15 protein-coding genes are annotated in these 17714 nt (G+C 60.4%); 13 read left to right on the plus strand and 2 right to left on the minus strand.

The window, feature by feature from the left end; translation table 11 throughout:
• The first annotated feature begins 39 nt into the window (after window positions 1–39).
• From CS919_RS06935 to metH, 4 genes are read left to right on the plus strand one after another with little or no spacing between them, the layout of a single operon-like run.
• Entirely contained in the window at window positions 40–876 is an 837-nt protein-coding gene (locus CS919_RS06935) for an undecaprenyl-diphosphate phosphatase (protein ID WP_099298751.1), read from the plus strand.
• Window positions 877–935: 59 nt separating this feature from the next.
• On the plus strand, window positions 936–2225 hold the full coding sequence (gene mshC / locus CS919_RS06940; RefSeq protein WP_099298752.1) for a cysteine--1-D-myo-inosityl 2-amino-2-deoxy-alpha-D-glucopyranoside ligase: 1290 nt from the start codon (window positions 936–938) through the stop codon (window positions 2223–2225).
• Window positions 2226–2235: 10 nt separating this feature from the next.
• On the plus strand, window positions 2236–2703 hold the full coding sequence (locus tag CS919_RS06945; RefSeq protein ID WP_099298753.1) for a hypothetical protein: 468 nt from the start codon (window positions 2236–2238) through the stop codon (window positions 2701–2703).
• Window positions 2704–2744: 41 nt separating this feature from the next.
• Window positions 2745–6377 carry a methionine synthase gene (metH, locus tag CS919_RS06950; protein ID WP_099298754.1) on the plus strand — a complete coding sequence of 1211 codons (3633 nt, stop codon included), beginning with the start codon at window positions 2745–2747 and terminating at the stop codon, window positions 6375–6377.
• Window positions 6378–6395: 18 nt separating this feature from the next.
• Here the strand turns inward: metH and CS919_RS06955 are convergent, their stop codons facing one another.
• Window positions 6396–7304: a thioesterase family protein gene (locus CS919_RS06955; RefSeq protein WP_099298755.1), complete on the minus strand. Its 909-nt coding sequence runs from the start codon at window positions 7302–7304 to the stop codon at window positions 6396–6398.
• Window positions 7305–7382: 78 nt separating this feature from the next.
• On the opposite strand from CS919_RS06955, the gene CS919_RS06960 reads away from it, so the two are divergent.
• From CS919_RS06960 to aspA, 4 genes are all read left to right on the plus strand, one after another.
• Window positions 7383–8096, plus strand: a complete 714-nt coding sequence (locus CS919_RS06960; protein WP_099298756.1) for an HAD family hydrolase — start codon at window positions 7383–7385, stop codon at window positions 8094–8096.
• Window positions 8097–8105: 9 nt separating this feature from the next.
• On the plus strand, window positions 8106–8387 hold the full coding sequence (locus CS919_RS06965) for a phosphoribosyl-ATP diphosphatase (RefSeq protein ID WP_099298757.1): 282 nt from the start codon (window positions 8106–8108) through the stop codon (window positions 8385–8387).
• Between the two features lie 17 nt (window positions 8388–8404).
• Complete coding sequence (gene hisG / locus CS919_RS06970; protein WP_099298758.1) at window positions 8405–9250, plus strand: ATP phosphoribosyltransferase; 846 nt, start codon at window positions 8405–8407, stop codon at window positions 9248–9250.
• 137 nt (window positions 9251–9387) lie between these two features.
• Window positions 9388–10920: an aspartate ammonia-lyase gene (gene aspA / locus CS919_RS06975; protein ID WP_099298759.1), complete on the plus strand. Its 1533-nt coding sequence runs from the start codon at window positions 9388–9390 to the stop codon at window positions 10918–10920.
• A gap of 18 nt (window positions 10921–10938) precedes the next feature.
• On the opposite strand, the gene CS919_RS06980 is transcribed toward aspA, so the two are convergent.
• The gene (locus CS919_RS06980; protein WP_099298760.1) at window positions 10939–11757 is read right to left on the minus strand and encodes a RecB family exonuclease; all 819 of its coding nucleotides are present in this window, start codon (window positions 11755–11757) and stop codon (window positions 10939–10941) included.
• An 82-nt stretch (window positions 11758–11839) separates the two neighbouring features.
• On the opposite strand from CS919_RS06980, the gene CS919_RS06985 reads away from it, so the two are divergent.
• The 5 genes from CS919_RS06985 (at window position 11840) to pafA (ending at window position 17714) form a co-directional block, all read left to right on the plus strand.
• Window positions 11840–12673 (plus strand): tRNA (adenine-N1)-methyltransferase, encoded by an 834-nt coding sequence (locus CS919_RS06985; RefSeq protein ID WP_099298761.1) that lies wholly within the window; start codon window positions 11840–11842, stop codon window positions 12671–12673.
• A gap of 93 nt (window positions 12674–12766) precedes the next feature.
• Entirely contained in the window at window positions 12767–14365 is a 1599-nt protein-coding gene (gene arc, locus CS919_RS06990; RefSeq protein ID WP_099298762.1) for a proteasome ATPase, read from the plus strand.
• 68 nt (window positions 14366–14433) lie between these two features.
• Window positions 14434–15978, plus strand: coding sequence for a depupylase/deamidase Dop (gene dop / locus CS919_RS06995; RefSeq protein ID WP_099298763.1), 1545 nt, complete (start codon window positions 14434–14436; stop codon window positions 15976–15978).
• A 54-nt stretch (window positions 15979–16032) separates the two neighbouring features.
• Window positions 16033–16233, plus strand: coding sequence for a ubiquitin-like protein Pup (locus CS919_RS07000; RefSeq protein WP_099298764.1), 201 nt, complete (start codon window positions 16033–16035; stop codon window positions 16231–16233).
• 65 nt (window positions 16234–16298) lie between these two features.
• Window positions 16299–17714: a Pup--protein ligase gene (gene pafA / locus CS919_RS07005; RefSeq protein WP_099298847.1), complete on the plus strand. Its 1416-nt coding sequence runs from the start codon at window positions 16299–16301 to the stop codon at window positions 17712–17714.

A 17714-nucleotide genomic window follows, 5' to 3' on the forward strand; every position in this document is an offset into this window, starting at 1 on the left:
TCAAAGTATCCACTGTGGTGGGGTGTATGGTCACTTTTCATGGCAACAGACATGTCGTGGCTACAGGTCATCGTTCTCTCACTGGTTCAGGGTTTGACCGAGTTTCTTCCCGTTTCTTCCTCTGGCCATTTGCGCATCATTTCCACGCTCTTCTGGGGCGAAGATGCCGGCGCGTCATTCACCGCGGTGGTGCAGTTGGGTACTGAGGCCGCCGTGTTGGTCTACTTCGCTAAGGACATCTGGCGGATTCTGCTGGCATGGTTCGCAGGTCTAGCAGATAAGTCCAAGCGCAACTTCGATTACCGCATGGGGTGGATGGTTATTTTCGGAACCATCCCGGTGGGCCTACTGGGCTTTTTGGGCAAGGACTTCATCCGCGAGAATCTCCGCAACCTGTGGATCACCGCAGCCATGCTGGTGCTGTTTTCTTTCGTGTTCATCATCGCGGAGCGCATGGGGCGCCGCGAGCGTAGTTTCGACCAGCTGACCATGCGCGATGCACTGTGGATGGGTCTGGCGCAGTGTCTGGCGCTCATTCCTGGTGTGTCCCGCTCTGGCGGCACGGTCTCTGCCGGTTTGTTCTTGGGGCTGGACCGCGAGGTCGCCACTCGCTTTTCCTTCTTGTTGGCGATCCCCGCCGTGTTGGCTTCCGGTCTGTTTTCTTTGCCCGACGCCTTCAGCCCCGAAGCCGGCCAGGCTGCCTCCGGCCTGCAGCTTTTCGTGGGTACTGCGATCGCCTTCGCGGTGGGCTATGCCTCCATCGCCTGGTTGCTCCGCTTTGTGGCGCACCACTCGTTCGCGTGGTTCGCGGCCTGGCGCATCCCCGTGGGCTTGCTGGTGATGGCGCTTCTGGCAGCGGGTGTCTTGCAGGCCTGACCCGCTTGATGGATACCTCACCTACTTGCCTAGTCCGGTAGATAGTTACAGTAGGGATCATGCATTCATGGCCGAACCCTTCCATCCCGGTTCTCGAGGGCGAAGTTCCCGCTCTCGCTCTGTACGACACGGCGGATGATTCCATTAAGCCCGTTGAACGTCCCGCAGATCCTTCTGCGGACGTAGGGATTTATGTTTGTGGAATCACGCCTTATGATTCCACTCACCTCGGCCATGCAGCCACGTATCTGACGTTTGACCTGATCAACCGCTATCTCATGAGCGGGGGAATCGGGGTGCACTACGTACAGAACATCACCGATGTGGATGATCCCCTGTTCGAGCGGGCGGAGCGCGATGGTGTGGATTGGCGTGAGCTGGGCACTAGCCAGGTGGATCTGTTCCGCTCTGATATGGAACAGCTCTCGGTGGTTCCGCCACGGCATTACATTGGCGCGATGGAGTCCATCGATGAGGTCGTTGACTTGGTCACTCGTCTTCTGGAGGTAGGCGCTGCTTATCAGCTGGAGGATGATGAATACGCGGATGTGTACGCGGATTACACCTTCACTTCACAGTTTGGCTACGAGTCTCGGTATGACAAGGAGACGATGGACGAGCTATTCGCCGAGCGTGGCGGAGACCCCGAGCGCCCCGGCAAGCGCCATCCTCTCGACGCGCTGCTGTGGCGGGCGCACCGGGACGGTGAACCTGAGTGGGAAGCACCGTTCGGCGCAGGTCGCCCTGGTTGGCATATCGAGTGTTCGGCCATCGCCTTAAACCGTCTGGGCACGCCTTTTGCAATCCAGGGCGGCGGATCTGACCTACGTTTCCCGCACCATGAGTTCTCTGCAGCGCACGCGGAGGCCGCCAGTGGTTGTCCACGGATGGCTCATCATTATGTGCACTCCGGCATGATCGGTCTGGATGGCACCAAGATGAGCAAGTCGCTGGGCAACTTGGTCTTTGTTCACAAGTTGGTGGAGCAGGGTCACGATCCTTCGGCAATCCGCGTGGGCCTGTTCGCTTCTCACTACCGCGATGACCGCGACTGGTCTGAGCAGATCCTCGCCGAGGCGGAGCAGCGCTTGGAGCTGTGGCGTTCCGCATGGGAATCGCTCAGTGGTTCTCCGCAGGCGTCTGCGGAAGCCGGCGCAGCCGTGCCGGATACCACCGAGCAGCTGATCTTCGATCTACGCACTGCGTTGTCCCAGGATCTGGACACCCCAGAGGCGCTGCGGGTGATGGATTCGTGGGCACATAGCGTGAACACCGGGAAGTCCACGGCTGTGGCGTCGACGATCGAAGATGCCTTGTTCGCCCTGCTGGGCGTTCGACTCTCGCGTTAGGATGGGGGCCATGAGCAACGAGATCACGCAAGCCCGCGATAACTTCCTTGACAATCTGCACTCCATGGCCACCGGAAGCTACCTCCGTGAGGAGGACAAGGAATTTTGGGAAGCTCCGTACCCCGAGTCCGTAGTCAGCGAGGCACGCCTCATCTTGGATGATCTTATTTCCGACGCCAACAATGCGTCTGTCGTGGCGCCTCACGATTTCCAGCAGGCCGCTGAAACCGGGGGAGAAGCTGGCGATGAGGATGCCGGCACGATCACCTCGGTGGAAACGCTCGCGATGATTTCCGTGGTTAATCGCCACGTCAATCCGTTGCTTGCGCTGTCTGAAAAGCACGATGGCGCAATGCTGGAGGATGAAGAGGTTTCTGATCTCAATGAGCTGATCCGCGCTCTGTCCCGCAAGGTCGGCGCTGATGAGGATGCTGTGGTGGCGCACGTCGATCAGCTCGTGGACAGTTACGGCAACTAGTGGCTCGGACCCGAGTAGCTCTGTACTAAGCTGTCTAGTTAATGACTACTCACGCTTTGCCCCAGGTTTCCGCTAATCACCCATTCCTCGCGGCCATGCGCCGTCGCGTTCTCATCGGCGATGGCGCCATGGGCACCCAGCTGCAGGATGTCGAGCTGGACCTCGACGAGGACTTTCTGGGCCTCGAGGGTTGCAATGAGATCCTCAATGACACCCGCCCGGATGTTCTGCGCGACATTCATCGTCGCTACTTCGAAGCCGGGGCAGACCTCGTAGAGACCAATACGTTTGGTTGTAACCTGCCCAACTTGGCGGATTACGACATCGCTGATCGCATCGAAGAGCTGGCCTACAAGGGAACCAAGATCGCCCGCGAGGTCGCCGACGAGATGGGACCATCCGAAGATGGCACGCCACGCTTTGTGGTGGGTTCGATCGGACCAGGTACCAAGCTTCCGTCCTTGGGGCACGCGCCTTACCAAGATCTGCGCGATGCCTACGTGGAATGTGCCTTGGGCATGGTCAAGGCCGGTGCCGATGCGTTGCTGATCGAGACGTGTCAGGACTTGCTGCAGGTTAAGGCTGCCGTGCTGGGCGCGAAGATGGCCTTTGAGCAGCTAGGCACAGCAATTCCCATCATCGTTCACGTCACCGTGGAAACCACGGGCACCATGCTGATGGGCTCGGAGATCGGCGCGGCACTGACCGCGCTGGAGCCGCTGGGCATCGACATGATCGGCATGAACTGTGCCACCGGCCCAGACGAGATGAACGAGCACCTGCGCTACCTCTCGCAGAACACCACGCTGCCTGTTTCCGTGATGCCAAACGCTGGCCTGCCAGTGCTGGGCGCCAACGGCGCGGAATACCCGTTGCAGGCACCAGAGCTGGGCATCGCGCTGCGCGGCTTTGTGCAGGAGCACGGACTGTCCATGGTAGGCGGCTGCTGTGGCACCACGCCAGAGCACATTTCCGCAGTTCGCGATGCCGTACTAGGTGGCAATGATTTCGAACCTGCCGTCCAGGCCGAGCGCCATCCACAGCACAACAATGACGTGGCCTCGCTGTACCAATCCATGCCGCTGACCCAAGAAACCGGCATCACCATGATCGGTGAGCGCACGAACGCCAACGGTTCTAAGGCCTTCCGCGAGGCGATGCTCGCTGGAGACCTGGAAAAGTGTCTGGAGATCGCCAAGGACCAGGTACGCGATGGCGCGCACCTGGTGGATCTGTGTATCGACTACGTGGGCCGCGACGGCGTGGAGGACATGGCTCAACTCGCAGCACTCATGGCCACCAACTCCACGCTGCCGGTGATGATCGACTCCACTGAGCCAGACGTGATTCGCACCGGCCTGGAGCACCTCGGCGGACGCAGTGCCGTGAACTCCGTGAACTTTGAAGATGGTGACGGCCCGGATTCCCGCTACCAACGCATCATGCGCCTGGTGAAAGAACACGGCGCAGCCGTGGTGGCTCTGACCATCGATGAAGAAGGTCAGGCCCGCACCGCGGACAAGAAAGTGGAGATCGCCGAGCGCCTCATCGAGGACATCACCGGCAGCTGGGGAGTGCTCGAGGAAGACATTATCGTCGACTGCCTCACTTTCCCCATCTCTACTGGTCAGGAGGAGACTCGCCGAGATGGCATCGAGACCATCAACGCCATCCGCGAGCTGAAGAGGCGCCACCCGAAGATCCACACCACGCTGGGGCTGTCCAACATCTCCTTCGGCCTGAACCCGGCAGCTCGTCAGGTGCTGAACTCCGTGTTCCTCAACGAGTGCGTAGAGGCCGGGCTGGACACTGCCATCGCACACAGCTCGAAGATCGTGCCGATGAACCGGATCGATGATGAGCAGCGTGAGGTCGCACTGGACATGGTCTACGACCGTCGACGTGAAGGCTATGATCCGCTGCAGACTTTCATGCAGCTGTTCGAAGGTGTGAGCGCGGCGTCGGCAAAGGACGAGCGCGCAGAAAAGCTGGCGGCGATGCCGTTGCTCGAACGCCTGGCACAACGAATCATCGACGGCGACCGCAACGGACTGACAGATGACCTCGACGAGGCGATGAAGGAAAAGGACCCGGTTGCCATCATCAACCAGGACCTGCTGGCCGGCATGAAGACCGTGGGCGACCTGTTCGGCTCCGGACAAATGCAGCTGCCGTTCGTGCTGCAATCCGCAGAGACGATGAAGGCTGCCGTGGCTCACCTGGAACCACACATGGAAGCGCAGGCGGACGGTTCGTCGAACTCCAAGGGCAAGATGGTCATCGCCACGGTCAAGGGCGACGTGCACGATATCGGCAAAAACCTCGTGGACATCATCCTGTCTAACAACGGCTACGAAGTGGTCAACATCGGCATCAAGCAACCGATCAGCAACATTTTGGACGCAGCCGACGAGCATAACGCGGACGTCATTGGCATGTCCGGGCTTCTAGTGAAATCCACGGTGGTCATGAAGGAAAACCTCCAGGAGATGAACCGCTTGGGCAAGTCCCACATCCCGGTGATGCTGGGCGGCGCGGCGCTGACCAGGCCGTATGTGGAAGATGACCTCAGTGAGGTCTATGAGGGCGATGTGTACTACTCCAAGGACGCCTTCGAGGCACTGTCCACCTTGGATGTGGTGATGGCCAGCCTCCGCGGCGAACACACCGAGGAATCCGCAGCTGCCGTAGAGAAGCGGGAGAAGCGCCGTGCCCGCCGCGAGCGTTCCAAGGCCATCGCGGAAAAGCGCAAGTCCGAGGCAGAGCCGGTGGACGTTCCCGAGCGTTCGGACGTAGCTGCTGACGTGCCTGTGGCCACCCCGCCGTTCTGGGGCTCGCGCATCGTCAAGGGCATCAGCTTGCAGGACTACCTGCCGACCCTCGACGAGCGCGCACTGTTCCGCGGCCAGTGGGGCTTGCAAGGCACCCGCGGGGCCGAGGGACCAACGTACGAGGAGCTCGTGGAAACCGAAGGCCGCCCACGTCTGCGCGCGCTACTGGATACGCTGAAGGCACGCGGCGTGCTGGATCACGCGGCAGTGGTTTACGGCTACTTCCCGGCTGTCTCCGAGGGCGACACGGTGCACGTTCTGCCCACCCCACAGCCTGGCGAGCAGCCGGATCCATCCGCTGAGCCGGTGATGAGTTTCACCTTCCCGCGCCAGCAGCGTGGCCGGTTCCTGAACATCGCGGACTTCATTCGTTCCCGCGAACTAGCTGTGAAAAAGGGACAGGTAGACGTGCTGCCGTTCCAGCTGGTCACCATGGGCAATCCCATTGCCGAGTATGCCAACGAGCTGTTTGCCAAGGATGCTTATCGTGAGTACCTCGAGGTGCACGGCGTGGGCGTGCAGCTGACGGAAGCGCTGGCGGAGTACTGGCACGCGCGTGTGCGTGCGGAATTGGTTCTTGATGAGGGCGACGCAAAGGGCCAGAAGGTCAGCGCTGAGGATTCTGACAACACGGAGGAATTCTTCGACTTAAAGTACCGTGGCGCGCGTTTCAGCTTCGGCTATGGTTCCTGCCCGGATATGGAAGACCGCATCAAGCTGGTGAAGTTGCTGGAGCCAGAGCGCATTGGTGTGGAGCTATCCGAGGAGCTGCAGCTGCACCCGGAGCAATCCACGGACGCGTTCGTGCTCTACCACCCAGAGGCGAAGTACTTCAACGTCTAGGTGGAGGCGGCTGGCGCCTTAAAAAACCGGTGCCAGCATGATCGCTTGATTCACCGAGCCGATGGGTCCAGAGGTGTCGTAGATCCGCGCGACGGTGGTGCCGATGCCGTCTGGCCCATAGTTGGCCTCGGCGAGGATGCCCGTCCATTCGCCCACCGGCATGCGGTGTAGGTAGACAGACATGTCCACGTTCATGTAGGTCCACTCCTTTACGCTCAACAGCTCGGGATTGAGTCCGTTGGCGATGTCCACCACTTTCATCAGCTGCGTCCACGGGGTCTCAGGACTACCAGCAACAGTGGGGTAGGAGCTGCGTGCCCAATAGGCATAGGCATTGCCCGGCGCGAAATCATCGTGCTTTTGTGAACTGTTGTCTGGGAGCTCCACTTGGATTGCGTCGATCGAATCGATGTATCCGCTGCTCCAGTGCTGGAGCCATTGTGTGGCGGGAGTGCCCTGTTCGGGTCCGGGGATACGCCGCGCCACGGATCGCTCCACCTCAGTAGTGTCTCTGTCAGTCAACCACCAGCCCCGGCCACGAATGCATTGCCTACCTTGAGCATCGCTGACAACGGCCTCCAGCAAGCTAATGCGCCTGCCGGGGCGAATCACAGTAATGCGTCCGAACAAGGTTCTCAGAGGAACCGCACCGAGGAGGTCGACGGACATGCGGGCATAACGCCCGTCGTGCGTACTCAACCCCGCATCGTGGGCACCCACCTCCAGCAAGTAGGCAATGAGTGCGGCTGGGGGAGAGCCGTGCTGGAAACCCTGGCCCCATGGGCTCGCCGTCAACTCCGTGGCCGTGAAGCGGTATTCCTTCGTGGAGTTGTCCCCCTCGGTTACGGTCTCCACGTGATCCAGCGTGAAGTAGCTTTCCGGCGAATCTTGCGCGTTGTCATTGTGGCGAGATGTGTTCTGCGTCATACTTTCCTCCTTTCCCACACTGTACGGGTGAGGGCTTCACTGCGAGGATGGTTTCGGTGCCTTAGGGTTAGCCACATCATGAAAGCAATTCTGTGGGATATGGATGGCACTCTCGTCAATACCGAGCATCTGTGGGGACGCGCCACATATGGGATGGCAGAGGCGATGGGACGTGAGCTCACCCCAGAGGTTCGCGCACTCACCATCGGCGGGACGATGGCGGGCACCATCCGCATCTGCGCGAACTTCGCTGGAATCCCCGTCAATGAGGACATGATTGCCGCGTGGAAGCGGTGGATGATCCGCACCATGGAGAACTACCTGAGTGGCGATCTCGATTTCCGTCCTGGCGTGGTGGATATCATCGCCGAGGCCAAGCAGAACAACATCCCCATGGCCTTGGTCACCAACACCACTCGCCACCTCACCGATATCGCCCTGCGTTCTATGTACCGCACCATCGGCGAGGATGCGTTTCAGTTCACCTTGTGTGGCGATGAGGTTCCAGAGGGTAAACCCGCCCCCGATATCTACGAAGAGGCCGCCCGCCGCCTGAGCCTGCAACCCGATGAGTGCCTGGTGGTGGAGGATTCCGCGGCGGGGATGACAGCTGCCATCACCGCTGGCTGCCGCGTGTTGGGCATCCCCGTGGAATCCGGCACGGTGGTTCCAGAGGAGGTGACCGCGCTATCCACGCTTCGCCCGCACACCATCAACTTGAACCATATGAGCCTGGCGGACATGCAGCAGTTCTATAAAGAGCTGGGGCGGAGTCCACTGAACGAGGGCTGACGTGAGATAATGAACCACGTGAGTGAGCCCAAGAATTTCGATTCCCTGTTTGCCGAGCTGAAGCAGAAGGCCGAGCAGCGCCCTGCTGGTTCTGGAACCGTCGAGGCCCTTGATGCCGGTGTGCATTACCAAGGTAAGAAGATCGTCGAAGAAGCTGGCGAAGTCTGGCTAGCCGCAGAGTACGAATCTGATGACGAACTGGCCGGAGAAATCTCCCAGCTGATTTATTGGCTGCAGGTGGTCATGGTGGGCCGTGGCCTCACCCCGGACGATATCTACAAGCGCCTGTAGGAAAAGGATCAACTTCCATGCTCCGAGTAGCCGTACCCAATAAGGGTTCACTGTCTGAAACCGCCACCGAGATCCTTAAGGAAGCTGGTTATGCCACCCGTGGTGACTCCAAGTCACTGACGGTGCGAGATTCAGCGAATGGTGTGGAGTTTTATTTCCTGCGCCCCAAGGACATCGCCATCTACGTGGCCTCTGGTCACCTGGATATGGGCATCACGGGACGCGACCTCGCGGCGGATACCCGGGAACAGGTCCAGGAGCTGCTAGAGCTGGGATTCGGTGATTCCACGTTCCGCTACGCCGCTCCGAACGATCAGCAGTGGTCCATTGCGGCGCTTGAAGGCAAGCGGATTGCCACCAGTTACCCCAACCTGGTGCGTCGGGATTTGCAGCAGCGCGGCATCGATGCGGAGGTGATTCGTTTGGATGGTGCGGTGGAGATCTCGATTCGTTTGGGAGTAGCCGACGCCATCGCAGACGTGGTCTCCACCGGTCGCACGCTGCGCCAGCAGGGGCTGGAACCTTTTGGCGAGCCGTTGATCTCTTCCGAGGCGGTCATCGTGGGCCGCGTTGATCATGAGGTCACGCAGGAGCAGTTGGTTCTGATCAAGCGCATCGAGGGCATTCTGCACGCCCGCAACTACGTGATGCTGGATTACAACGTCTCTCGGGACAACTTCGATGCCTGCGCCGCACAGACCCCTGGTTTGTCCGCGCCTACTGTGTCTCCTTTGGCCAATGAGGGCTGGGTGGCTGTGCGCGCGATGGTGCCACGCAAGGATGCGAACTCACTGATGGATAGCTTGTCTGCACTGGGCGCGGAAGCCATCTTGGCCAGCGATATTCGTATCGCTCGCATCTAACTGAGCGAGGCAGTTGGGCCCGCTTCGGGGAGCGTAATTGAAATCCTCGGCTGCCTCTCGCGGTTTTGGTTAGGGTGGGTTGACGTCATGTCATGCTCGTACACCCTTCGCGATGCTTAAAGGAAGTTCCATCACCCATGGTTAACGCCCCCCAGCCGTCCCCTCAGTCAGAATCCGCAGCTACTGGTCACGTCGTTACCTCGACGGACATCATCACTAACGCCGAGACTCACTCCCTCCGCGCCCGCGAGGCGTCCAGCTTCCGTAAGGAAGAGGACCTGCTGGGCGTAATGGAAGTTCCACAAGATGCTTATTACGGCGTGCACACTCTGCGCGCAGTGGACAACTTCCAAATCTCGCGTACCAGCATTAACCAGATCCCGGAGTTCATTCGTGGCTTGGTGATGGTGAAGAAGGCCGCAGCTCTGGCCAATGCAGAGATCGGTGCCTTGGAGCAGGACAAGGCAGATGCCATCATCTGGGCCTGCGATGAAATGCTGAACAATCACCGGGCCATGGATCAGTTCCCGATCGATGTGTTCCAGGGTGGTGCGGGGACCTCGACCAACATGAACGCCAACGAGGTCATCGCCAACCTGGCGTTGGAAAAGTTGGGGTACCCCAAGGGTCACTATGACGTGATCAACCCCAACGATGACGTGAACATGTCCCAGTCCACCAATGATGCCTATCCCACGGGATTCCGTCTGGGTCTGCACTTCGCGCTGGATCAGCTGATCAAACACTTGGATGCCCTAGAGCGCGCCTTTGAGGCCAAGGGCAAGGAGTTCAAGAATATCCTGAAGATGGGCCGTACGCAGCTGCAGGACGCTGTGCCGATGTCCCTGGGACAGGAGTTCACAGCCTTTGCCCACAACATCGCCGAGGAGCGTCTCCAGCTGGAGCGCGCCCAGGATGCCCTGCGAGAGATTAACATCGGAGGCACGGCAATCGGCACGGGTTTGAACACCCCTCCCGGATACCAGGAGGCTGTCATCCGCGCGCTCAGCCAGGTGTCCGGATTGGAGATCCTGCCCGCCCGCGACTTGATCGAAGCCACCAGCGACTGTGGTGCCTATGTGACAGCGCACGCGGCGGTTAAGCGCGTTGCGATGAAGCTGTCCAAGATCAGCAACGATCTGCGCCTGCTGTCCTCCGGCCCGCGCGCTGGCCTCAATGAGATCAACTTGCCTCCTCGTCAGGCCGGTTCTTCGATCATGCCCGCCAAGGTCAACCCGGTGATTCCTGAAGTGGTCAACCAGATCTGTTTCAAGGTTTTTGGAAACGACGTCACCGTTGCCATGGCCGCAGAAGCCGGTCAGCTGCAGCTCAATGTGATGGAACCCGTGATCGCTCAGTGCGTCTTTGAGTCCGTGCGATTCCTGGCTCGCGCCTGTAGCACGTTGCGCACGCTGTGCGTGGTCGGCGTCACCGCCAACGAGGACGTGACCAAGGGCTATGTGAACAACTCCATCGGCATCATCACGTACTTGAACCCGCTGATCGGCCACCACAACGGTGACCTCATCGGCAAGGAAGCCGCGAAGACCGGTAAGTCCGTGCGTGATTTGGTCTTGGAAAAGGGGCTGCTGGATGAGGAGACCGTGGACAAGGTGCTCTCCGCAGAAAACCTGCTGCACCCGACGTTCCAGGGCGAGCTGCACAAGTAGCGGCTCGCGCCCTGCCCACTAGATTCCAGCCACGCGCTCCCGGGGATACTCCGGGGGCGTTCCGCCAAAGGCGGGGCAAATGGACTGGTGCTGGCACCAATCGCAGAGCTTGGAGGTGCGCGGCTGGAAATCCCCGCTGCGCACGTCGCGGAGGATTTTGCTCCACAGTTCACCCAAATCCCGCTCAAAGTAGTTGAGTTCACTAGGTCCGGGCGCCAGAACCATGTCGTCGGCAACTTTGAGGTACATCAAACGCAACTGCGCGGGGATGTGATCAAACATCCGCCACCACACCAGCGCATAAAACAGCATTTGGAAGCGTGCCTGCTCGGAGAATCGGGGGATGGGCTTCTTGCCGGTCTTGTAATCCACCACGCGCACCTCGCCGGTGGGTGCCACATCCACGCGGTCGATGAAACCACGCACGGGCACGCCGTTGGGCAGGACGGTATCCACGTACATCTCGCATTTGTGGGCGTCGAAGCCCTCGGGGTTTTCCATGGTGAAATAGCTCTTGACCAGCTCGCGGGACTCCACCAGGAAGTCCATAGTGGATTCCTCTGGCACCAACTCGCCCAGCTCCGCATCCTCGGCGACCATCTTTTCCCACTCTGGCTTGAGCATCTTCACGGCGCGCGGATACGTCCGTTCGGTGCGCTCAAGCTTGTGGAGGTTCTCCAACACGGCATGCACCAATGTGCCCTTGACCTGGGCGATGGTCTTGGGCTCCGGCAGCTTGTCGATCGCCCGGAAGCGATACAGCAGAGGGCACTGCTTGTAATCACCAGCGCGCGAGGGAGACAGAGCCAGTTTCAGGGGTGCGGGAGAGGAGGTCACGGAAGCCTTTCTTATAGTCCGAGGTCTACAGTGTAGAAGCCCTACGGTGGGGAAGTCGAAGCACAACGGCTAGTATTCACGCATGGCTTATTCGGGACCTTTCACAGCTGGCGACCGCGTACAACTGACGGACGCGAAGCGCAGGCATTTCACCATCACGCTGGAGTCCGGGAAGAGCTTCTTCACGCACAAGGGCGAGATTAAGCACGATGACATCATCGGCAAGGATGAGGGCATCGTGGTGAAGTCCTCTGGCGCTGGTGAGTACCTGATCTTCCGTCACCTTTTGGTGGATCACGTTCTGTCCATGCCACGTGGTGCTGCGGTGATCTATCCCAAGGATGCGGCGCAGATCCTGGTCGAAGGCGATATTTTCCCCGGCGCGACCGTGCTGGAGGCCGGCGCTGGCTCCGGCGCCATGAGCATGTGGCTGCTGCGCGCTGTGGGGGAGCAGGGCAAGCTGATCAGCTACGAAATCCGCGAAGACCACCTGGAGTACGCGCAGGATAACGTCGCTGATTACATGGGCGGACACCCGGACAACTGGGATCTCCGCTTGGGTGACCTCAACGAGGCCAGCAAGGAGGAGATCGGCATGGTTGACCGCGTGCTACTAGACATGCTCTCTCCGTGGGAGATGCTGGACACTGTCAAGGACGTACTGCTTCCCGGCGGTGTGTTCCTCACCTACGTGGCCACGGTTCCGCAGCTGATGAAGGTGATGGAGGGCATTCGCGAGACGAAGGCCTTTACCGAGCCCAAGGCGTGGGAATCCCTCGTACGCGAGTGGAAGGTGGAGGGTCTGGCGACCCGCCCGGAGCACCGCATGAATGCGCACACCGCGTTTCTTATCTCCGCTCGCCGTCTCACCGATGGCGTGGTGGCGCCTCGTCCACAGCGCCGCGCGCGACGATAATCGGGGACGACTGCCGAGCCCAGCTCGGCCATATGCGCGGACTAAGGCACCCCTTACCCAGAGTGCCTGCGGTGGTGCGTAAACTTGTAAGGCATGACTGGCAATACTGAATCCGGAACGGAATCTTACCGCGAGCTGCAGTTAGCTAACCGCACTCTCGGTGCACGTAATGCCAAGTTGGTTTCTATGCTTCAGGCCAGCCGCAACAAGCTGGAGGAGATCAACGGTCGCCTCGAAGCTCTCGCGGAGCCACCGAGCACCTATGGCACTTTGCTCGCAGTGGGCGCCGAAGGCTTAGAGGCTGAGGTGTTCACCGCCAACCGCCGGATGCGTGTGCCGGTGTCCCCACTGGTGGATCGCTCCGCGATGCAGCCCGGCGCGACAGTTCGTTTGGCCGAGGGGCAGCAGGTCGTGGAAGTCACCGGAGTGGAGGATTCTGGTGACATTGCCCAGGTTGTGGAGATCGTGGGGGAGCGCGTCATCGTCGCCGATAAGGTGGGCGAAGAAACCGTGGTCAAAGCTGCCGGGCCGCTGCGCGAGGCGGTACTGGCCAATGACATCACCCCAGGAGATTCGGTCATTGTGGATCGCCGCTCCGGTTGGGCGTTCGAGGCCGTACCTCGCACCGAGGTCTCCAACTTGGTGCTGGAAGAAGTTCCCGATGTGTCCTACGCCGATATCGGTGGGTTGAGCCGGCAGATCGAGCAGATCCGCGATGCGGTGGAGCTGCCGTTCCTGCACCCCGAGGTCTACGAAGAGTATGGCCTGCGCCCACCCAAGGGTGTGCTGCTGTACGGCCCTCCGGGCAACGGCAAGACGCTGATCGCCAAGGCCGTGGCGAACTCGCTGGCGCAGCAGATGAACAACGCTACAGATGGGGAAACCCAAAAAAAGGCAACCTCGTACTTCCTGAACATCAAGGGGCCTGAGCTTCTAAACAAGTTCGTGGGTGAGACCGAGCGCCAGATCCGCCAGATCTTCGAGCAAGCCCGCCGCGTGGCCAGCTCCGGCAAGCCTGTGATTGTCTTCTTCGACGAGATGGAGGCTATCTTCCGTACGCGCGGCACCGGCGTGAGCAGCGATATGGAATCCACCGTGGTGCCGCAGTTGCTGGCGGAGCTGGACGGTGTGGAGTCCGTGGAAAACGTGATCGTCATCGGTGCCTCCAATCGCGAGGAACTCATCGATCCCGCCGTGCTGCGCCCCGGCCGCTTGGACGTGAAGATCCGCGTGGAGCGCCCTGATGCCTCCGGCAGCGCCGATATCTTGTCCAAGTACTTGGCCAGCAGCATTCCTCTGCATCCCGAGCTGGTGGCGAAGGCCGGATCTGCGGACCAAGCCGCGGCATCCTTGCGCGCCCACATCGTGGAGCAGATCTTCTCCCGGGAGGATTCCAAGCGCTACGTCACCATGCACTTCGGAGATGGCTCCACCCAGGACTTGTACTGGTCTGACTTCGTCTCTGGTGCAATGTTGGCCAACATTGTTGACCGCGCGAAGACTGCGGCCATCAAGGATGCGCTGAAGTCCGAGGCGGGTCAGCCTTCAGGCCTGACCTTGCAGCACGTTTCCGATGCGGTAGCCGAGGAGGCGCGGGACAACGAGGATCTGCCAGACACCACGAATCCATCCGAGTGGGCCCGCATTTACGGTCACACCAACAAGCGGGTCGTGGACATCACGGTGCACTAGCCCGCGTGGCAGCCATCTGCCGCCATCGCCACTGACCCCCTTCCAACCCACAGACGAGGACACTGGACATGCACATCATCGGCACGGAGATCGAGTACGGCATCGTTGCGGTGGATGACCCGGAGGTCAGTCCCATCGTGACCTCGACGCAAGCAGTCGTCGCATACGCAGAAGCCAGCGGGCTGGGTATCAACCGCCGCACGCGCTGGGACTATGAAAACGAGTCCCCGCTGCGCGACATTCGCGGGTTCGATCTGCGCCGCTATCGCTCGGGCTCTGCGCCCTCGCTCGATCCCAATGCCTTGGGTGCAGCCAACGTCATCACGTCGTCCGGCGCGCGCTTCTACGTGGATCACGCGCACCCGGAGTATTCCTCTCCAGAAACCACGTCTGCCTGGGACGCGCTGGTGTGGGACAAGGCTGGGGACGTGGTCATGCACCGGGCGGCCGTGGCCTCCGGAGAGGTGGAAGACCAACCACAGCTAAAGATCTATAAGAACAACGTGGACGGTAAAGGCGCTAGCTACGGCACGCACGAGAATTACTTGTATCCGCGCCAGCTGGACGTTGAGGCCGTACAGCAGGCGCTGATTCCGCACTTTGTCACCCGGCAAGTCTTTACCGGATCTGGCCGCGTGGGCTTGGGGCAGACCGGGCAGGAGCCCAGTTTCCAGATCTCGCAGCGTGCGGATTACATCGAGACCACCATCTCCCTGGAGACCACGCTGAACCGCGGAATCATCAACACGCGCGATGAGCCTCACTCCACGGCAGATCGGTGGCGGCGCTTGCACGTGATCATTGGTGATGCGAACATGAGCGAGACCGCGAACTACCTGAAGTTTGGCACCACGGCGTTGGTACTGAAAGCCGTGGAGCACGGCGCAGACTTCAGCGACCTGCAGCTGCTCGAGCCAGTCCAGGCAGTGCGCCACGTCTCCCGCGATCTGAGCTGCACTAAGAAGCTGAGGTTCTACGGTAACCGCGAACTCCCGGCCATTGAGGTACAGCAGGAAATCCGCACGCGCGTGGTGAACACCCTCGAGGGCACGAACGTTCTCTCTGCGGATGATCAACGCGTACTGACGGAATGGGCAAGCATCCTCGACGCGCTGGCCACGGACCCGCTGAGCACCGCGGATCGGCTGGATTGGACCGCAAAACTGAGCTTGATCAACGGCTACCGTGCTCGTGGCATCGAATGGTCCGATCCTCGCTTGGCCGTGCTGGATATCCAATACACGGACATCGATCCGCAGCGCAGTCTGTACCACGCGCTCGTCAAGCGTGGCCGGATGCGCACTCTCGTCGATCCGGCAGACATCCAGGAAGCAGCCCAGCGCGCACCCGCGGACACTCGGGCCTGGCTGCGTGGCCACTTGGTCAGCAATTACTCGGAGAAGATCTTGGCTGCCAATTGGGACAGCATCATCCTGGATGTCCCTTATCACGAGCACGCAGCCACCCGGATCCGCATGGACGAGCCCAGCCAGTTCACCCGCGCCGAGGTTCTCGGCGAAGTCGGGGGAGAGCAACCTGATGCACTCAGCCTCGAGCAGCTCATCCGCAAACTGGAGGAAATAAGCCCAGGCGCGGTAGGTGGCGTCGGGTAAAAACGACGAAACAAAGACGTTAAAGTACAGATCAACAACGAATCGAGGAACCCCATGACCACAGGTGGACAGATCAACGCCGGCGGCGGACGCGGCGATAACGAGGCAAACGACTTCGACGGACAGCCCACCCAATCCGGCCAGGAACAGGTACACGTCACCGGCACGGATGACCTGCTGGATGAGATCGACGGCCTGCTGGAATCCAATGCGGAGGAATTTGTGAAGTCCTACGTGCAAAAGGGCGGACAGTGACCCCTGCAGCAACCACCGGCGAATCCACACGCAGGCTCTCGGAGCAGGTCAACGTCCGCAGAATCATGGGCTTGGAAACCGAATACGGCATCACCAACGTGCTCGATTCCGCCCGCAGGCTCGGCCCAGACGAGATCTCCCGCGAGCTGTTTGAACCCATCACGCGGGAATTCCGCAGCTCCAACATCTACACGGACAATGCCTCCCGCTTGTACCTGGATGTGGGCGCGCACCCGGAGATTGCCACGGCGGAGTGCGATTCGCTGCACCAGCTGATCGCCTACGACCGCGCCGGCGATGTCACCCTGCACCACATGGCCGTAGATGCCGAACAGCGCCTGGCTCGAAGGGGGATCGGCGGGCAGGTCTACCTGCTGAAGAACAACACCGATTCACTGGGCAACTCCTACGGCTGCCACGAGAACTACCTCATCGGCCGCGACGTGCCCCTCAAGGCGCTGAGCAAGCAGCTGCTGCCGTTCTTGGTCACTCGTCAGCTCATTTGCGGCGCGGGCAAGATCTCCATCCCCACGGCGGGCGCACCGAATGAAAACTTCGAGGCGGGCTTTGTGATGAGTCAGCGCGCTGACCACGTATGGGAGGGCGTATCCAGCGCGACCACGCGCTCGCGCCCGATCATCAACACGCGCGATGAGCCACACGCAGACTCCACGAAATATCGCCGCCTGCACGTCATCGTGGGAGATTCCAACATGTCGGAAGTTTCCACGGCACTGAAGGTAGGGTCTACGCTGCTGGTGCTGGAACTCATCGAGGCCGGGTGGGATCTGCCAGACTTTGAGATCGCTAATGAGATTCGTTCCATCCGCGCTATCGCCCGCGATTTCACCGGCACTGTACCACTGCGGCTCCGCAGTGGTAAGCAGGCTTCGCCGCTGGAGATCCAACGTGCGTTCCACGCTGCGGCCAAGCAGTGGCTGGAGGCCAGCCGACCGGAAACCGCCCGCGATGAGAAGGGCTACCGCGGCACTCCGAAGGAGCAGCTGGAGCCCGTCGTGGAATTGTGGGGCAGGGTCTTGGATTGCTTCGACACGGGCGATTTCTCACCAGTGTCCACAGAGATCGACTGGGTGATCAAGAAGACGCTGATGGATCGCATGGCTCAGCGCGGCAACTTGAGCCTGAATGACCCTCGCTTAGCGCAGGTGGACTTGACCTATCACGACATCCACCCGCAGCGCGGACTGTTTAATGTCCTGGAGCAGCGCGGATACGCGAAGTCTTTGGTCACGGCCGAGGAGATCGAGCACGCTTGTTTCCACGCACCCGCCACCACGCGCGCCGCCCTGCGCGGGAAGTTCCTCGTGGCCGCCCGCCAGCGCGATCTGTCCATCAACGTGGACTGGATGCGCCTGAAAATCAACGGCGAGCTCGGGATGGAAACCGTGCTGGGGGATCCGTTCTCCGAGGTCGACGAGCGCGTGGACTCCATGCTCGAGCTCATGGAAAGTCTGGTGTAG

Origin of the sequence: Corynebacterium dentalis (assembly GCF_900232865.1) — a bacterium.
GTDB classification, from domain to species: domain Bacteria; phylum Actinomycetota; class Actinomycetes; order Mycobacteriales; family Mycobacteriaceae; genus Corynebacterium; species Corynebacterium dentalis.